This is a genomic window from Candidatus Methylomirabilota bacterium, assembly GCA_035260325.1.
Classification (GTDB): domain Bacteria; phylum Methylomirabilota; class Methylomirabilia; order Rokubacteriales; family CSP1-6; genus AR19.
Genome location: DATFVL010000293.1, coordinates 1 through 4783 on the forward strand (window position 1 = coordinate 1; position 4783 = coordinate 4783).

General features: G+C 70.8%; 4 protein-coding genes. All 4 read right to left on the reverse strand.

Annotation, left to right across the window (positions count from 1 at the left end):
* Positions 1-958, reverse strand: a 958-nt coding sequence (gene aroB, locus VKG64_18685) for a 3-dehydroquinate synthase (GenBank protein ID HKB27068.1), incomplete at its 3' end; no start/stop codon positions are given.
* A gap of 19 nt (positions 959-977) precedes the next feature.
* Positions 978-2153, reverse strand: coding sequence for a chorismate synthase (gene aroC / locus VKG64_18690; GenBank protein HKB27069.1), 1176 nt, complete (start codon positions 2151-2153; stop codon positions 978-980).
* A 6-nt stretch (positions 2154-2159) separates the two neighbouring features.
* The gene (locus tag VKG64_18695; GenBank protein ID HKB27070.1) at positions 2160-4394 is read right to left on the reverse strand and encodes an AMIN domain-containing protein; all 2235 of its coding nucleotides are present in this window, start codon (positions 4392-4394) and stop codon (positions 2160-2162) included.
* The coding region (locus VKG64_18700) for a hypothetical protein (GenBank protein HKB27071.1) at positions 4395-4783 on the reverse strand (389 nt) is incomplete at its 5' end.

Genomic DNA, 4783 nt, shown 5'->3' on the forward strand with positions numbered 1-4783 from the left:
TGATCGCGGCCAGCACGGCGTCGGCGTCCACCGCGGGCGCCCGCACCGGCAGTCCGAGCCCGCGCAGCAAGGTCTCCTGCCGCCGCGTCGTCCCGGCGTCGGCCACGCCAAGCCGTTCGGCCAGCCGCGCCTCGGCGACCATGCCGAGCGCGACCGCCTCGCCGTGCGTCCACGTCTCGAACCGCGTCGCCGCCTCCAATGCGTGGCCGATCGTGTGACCGTAGTTCAGCGCGAAGCGCCACTCGCCCTTCTCCTCCGGGTCGCGCTGGATCACGGAGGCCTTGAGCCGGCACGAGCCGCCGATGATGCGCGTCAGGGTGGGGAGATCGCGCGCATCGAGAGCCTTCGCCGAGCGCTCGACGTCGTCGAAGTAGGCGGCATCCAGCACGACGCCGTGCTTGACGATCTCGGCGAGGCCCGAGCGGAAGTCGCGGTCCGGCAGGGTCAGCACGACCGCCGGGTCCACCACGACCAGGCGTGGCTGGTAAAACGCGCCGATGAGGTTCTTCGCCTTCGGGTGGTCGATCGCGGTCTTGCCCCCGATGGACGCGTCCACCTGGGCGAGCACGGTCGTCGGCACCTGGACGAAGTTGACGCCGCGCATGTAGGTCGCCGCGACGAAGCCCGCGACGTCGCCGACGCCGCCGCCCCCGAGGGCGAGCACCGTCGAGGTGCGGTCGAGGCCCGCCGCAAGCAGCTCGTTCCAGCACTGCTCGGCCACGGCCAGCGTCTTGGCGCCCTCGCCCTCGGGCACCTCCAGCGTCGCCACGGCGAACCCCGCGCCCTCGAGGCTCGCGCGGACCGCCTTGCCGTAGAGGGCGAGGATCGCCGCGTCGCTCACGAGCGCGGCGCGGGCGCCGACGCCGAGCTCACGGAGGTGGCCGCCGACCGTGGCGAGCGCCCCGCACTCGACGACGATGCGATACGAGCGGGTACCGAGGTTGACCGGGATGATCATCGGAGCCTCAGGATCGAGGCTACCAGCTTTTCAGGCTGCCGAGGTAGGCGTCGTAGTTGCGGCGGATCTCCTGGAGGCTGTCGCCGCCGAACTTCTCGAGCAAGGCCTCGGCGAGGACGATCGCCATCATGGCCTCGCCCACGATGCCGGCCGCCGGCACGGCGCAGACGTCGCTGCGCTCGACGACGGCCTCGACCGCCTCCTTCGTGGCGAGGTCCACCGACTTGAGCGGCGTGCGGAGCGTGGACAGGGGCTTCATCGCGGCGCGGACGACGACCGGCTGGCCGTTCGTCACCCCGCCCTCGAGGCCGCCGGCGTTGTTGGTCTTGCGCTTGAAGCCGCTCTCGGCGTCGAACAGGATCTCGTCGTGGACGCCCGAGCCGGGGCGCCGCGCGGTCTCGAAGCCGAGGCCGAGCTCGCAGCCCTTGATCGCCTGGATCGAGCAGAACGCCTGCGCGAGCCGGCCGTCGAGCCGTCGGTCCCACTGCACGTACGAGCCGAGGCCCACCGGGCACCCGAGCGCGACCACCTCGAACACGCCGCCGAGCGTGTCGCCCTTCTCCTTCGCCGAGTCTATCGCCGCGATGATCGCCGCCTCGGCCGCGGGATCGGCGCAGCGGACCTCGGACGCCTCCGCGCGCCGCCGGATCTCCTCCCAGGCGAGGTCGAGGTCGGCGGCGATACGGACGCCGCCGATCTCCGTCACGTGCGAGAGGATCGTGATGCCGAACTCGGCGAGGAGCCGCTTGGCCACGCCGGCGACGGCGACCCGCGCGGTCGTCTCCCGCGCGCTCGAGCGCTCGAGGACGTTGCGGATGTCGCGGTGGCCGTATTTTATGGCGCCTGCCAGGTCGGCGTGGCCCGGCCGGGGCCGCGTGATCTGCTTCGAGGCGGTCCCGGGCTCCGGAGGGACGACCGACATCGTGGACTTCCAGTTCTCCCAGTCGCGGTTGGCGATCTGGAGGGTGATCGGGCTGCCGAGCGTCGCGCCCCAGCGGACGCCCGAGAGGATGCGGACCTGGTCGCGCTCGATCTTCATCCGCCCGCCGCGGCCGTAGCCGCGCTGGCGGCGCGCCAGGTCCTCGTTGATGTCGCTCTCGGCGAGGGGCAGGCCCGCCGGGACGCCGTCGATGACGGCGACCAGGGCCTCACCGTGGGACTCGCCCGCGGTGAGGAAGCGGAGGCCTCCGGCCATGCCCTGCTACTTCTGCGGCGGCGTCGCCGGGGGCGTCTGGGCCACGTCCAGCTTCAGGACGTACGGCGTGATGAAGACCACCATCTCGCGGTTCGGGTCGGTCAGCCGCTGCGTCGACCGGAAGAGGAACCCGATGATGGGGATGTTGCCGAAGAGCGGCACCTTCTGGACGCTCTCCACCACGTCCCGCTGCCGGATCCCGCCGATGGCGAGCGTCTCGCCCTCCTTGACGATGACCTGCGTCGTCGCCTGGCGCTTGTTGATGCTCGGGATCGGGCCGGCCGTGGAGTTGATGTCGGCGCCCTTGGAGTTGTTCTCGACGTTCACGAGCAGCTTGACCCGGGTGATGTCGCCCGGCTCACGGATGACCGTCGGCGTGACCTCGAGTTTGAGCAGCGCCTCCTTGAACTGGACCTGGGTGCCGGCGGAGCTCACCGTCGCGTACGGGATCTCGCTGCCGAGCGACATCAACGCCTTCGCGTTCTCCACCGTCACGACCTCGGGCTTGGCGAGCGACGTGCTCTTGCTCTGCGCCTCGAGCGCGTCGAGGATGAGGTTGATGTTGATCTTCCGGCTGATGAACCCGAAGGCGAGACCGCTCGGCGTGATGCCGGAGAACGAGCCGCTCGGAAGCAGCGGGAAGTTGACGATGTTGCCGCCGAGGGGCAGGCCGGTCGTCGCGCTCACGGGCAGGAAGTTGGCGAGCGTCAGGCCCGGGTTGTTGGGGGGTTGGTTGAAGAAGACTGGAGCGATCCCCGTGCCCGGGTTCTGCGTCGCGAAGCCCTGACCGACCAGCACGTCGCCGCCAGTCGTGAGCCGGCGCACCGCCGCGCCGCCCCACCGGATGCCGAGTCCGAAGAACTCGGTGCGGTTCAGCTCGTTCATCCGCGCCTCGATCTTCACCTGCGGCAGCGGCACGTCGAGCTTCTCGCGGATCAGCTTCTTGATCCGCTCGAGGTCCGCCTCGTAGTGGCGGATGAAGATCGAGTTCGTCGGCTTGTGCGGCATGATCGTGATGCCCTTCGCGAGCACCTCGGCCGGCGGCAGGGGCGCGGGCTGCCCCGGCGCCGCCGGCGGGCCCGTGCCGTAGAGAGCGGAGAACGGCGGGGCCGCGATCGGGGGCGGCCCGCCGGGCGCGCCGGGCGCGCCGCCACCGGGGCCCGTGAGGCCGAGGATGCCGCGGAGCGTGGCGACCATCTCGTCGGGGTCGGCGTAGGCGAGGCGGATCGTCTCTTCCCTCAGCGGCCCGCGCGCCAGCTGCTCCGCCCGCGCGAACTCGACCATGCGCTGCTTCTCGATCGCCTCCTGCTCCTTGATCTTCGCCTCGGCCGCCTTCTGGCGGATCTCGTTCTCGGCCTTGAGCCGCGACTCCTCGACCCGCAGCAGCCCCTCGCGCTCCTTGATGAGCTGGTCGGTGGAGACGATGCGAACCACGCCGTCCTTCTCGATCTTCTGGAGGCCCTTCGTGACGAGCACGGTCTCGAACGCGAGATCCCAGGGCACGTTCCTCAGCGTGATCGACATCTTGCCCTTGACGTCCTCGCCGATGACGATGTTCTTGCCGCTCTCGGCCGCGAGGATGCGGAGGAGGTTCACGACGTCGGCGTCCTTGAAGTCGAACGAGATCAGGTGCGAGCCGTTCGTGGGCGGCGGCGCCGGCGCGGGCTGGGCGGCCTGGGCGATGCGGATCGGCGCGGGACGGACCTCGGCCACCGGGGGCTTCGCCGGCTCGGGCTCGGGCGCCGGACGGACCTCGGGGATCACGGGCGCCGGTGCTGGCATCGGCGCCGGCTCGGCCGCGGCCGCCTTCGGGGGCTTCGGCTGCGCGGCCGCCACCTGGGCCGTCGGGATGATGATCGCGAGACCGTCGTCCTCCTCGCGAATCGCATACCCGACGTTCCGGGTCAGCTCGAACACCACGCGCGCGACGCCCTTCCGGTATTGGCTGCCCCGGATCTGCTTGACCGGGTCGGCGCCCACGGTCAGCGGGGTCTTGCGCCAGGCGTAGACGGTATTGTCGAGGTCGATGACGAGCCGGTTCGGTCCGTCGATCAGCTCGGCGTGGTACTGCGGCTCCCGCGACGTCTTCACGTACACGGTGACCGCGTCGGGCTGCGAGGACACCGTCACGTCGCTCAGGACGGCGGGCGCCGTCTGTGCCTGCGCGGGCGTCGCTACCAGCAGTACGAGCGCCACGCTGACCGCGACCAGCACGATGGGGATCCGTCGTTCCGTATTCATTTAATTTGTCGCCAGTTTGAGTACCATGCGGTTTGTGGGTGCGCCGGACCTCGGCGCCATCTGAAATACCACGCTGTCGGAGCCGATCTCCAGCAGGCGGCCATCCCCGAGCGTGTCCCCGGATCTGAGGATATATCCCAGGCCGTCGGGGGTCTCGATCAGCGCCAGCGTCGCCTTGGAGCTCCGCACGATGCCCGTGAGCTTGGCGGCGCCGAGCGCCGACGTTGGCGAGATCCCCTTGGCGTCGAGCGATTCGAACGGATCGCGCCGTCCCTTGATCTCGTACTTCGGGATCTCCGGGCCCGTCACCTCGGGGAGGGCGGGCGCCGCGGGCGGCGTCATCGCGGTCGCGGGCGGCACCGCCGGCGCCCCGGGCGGCGTCACGGCGG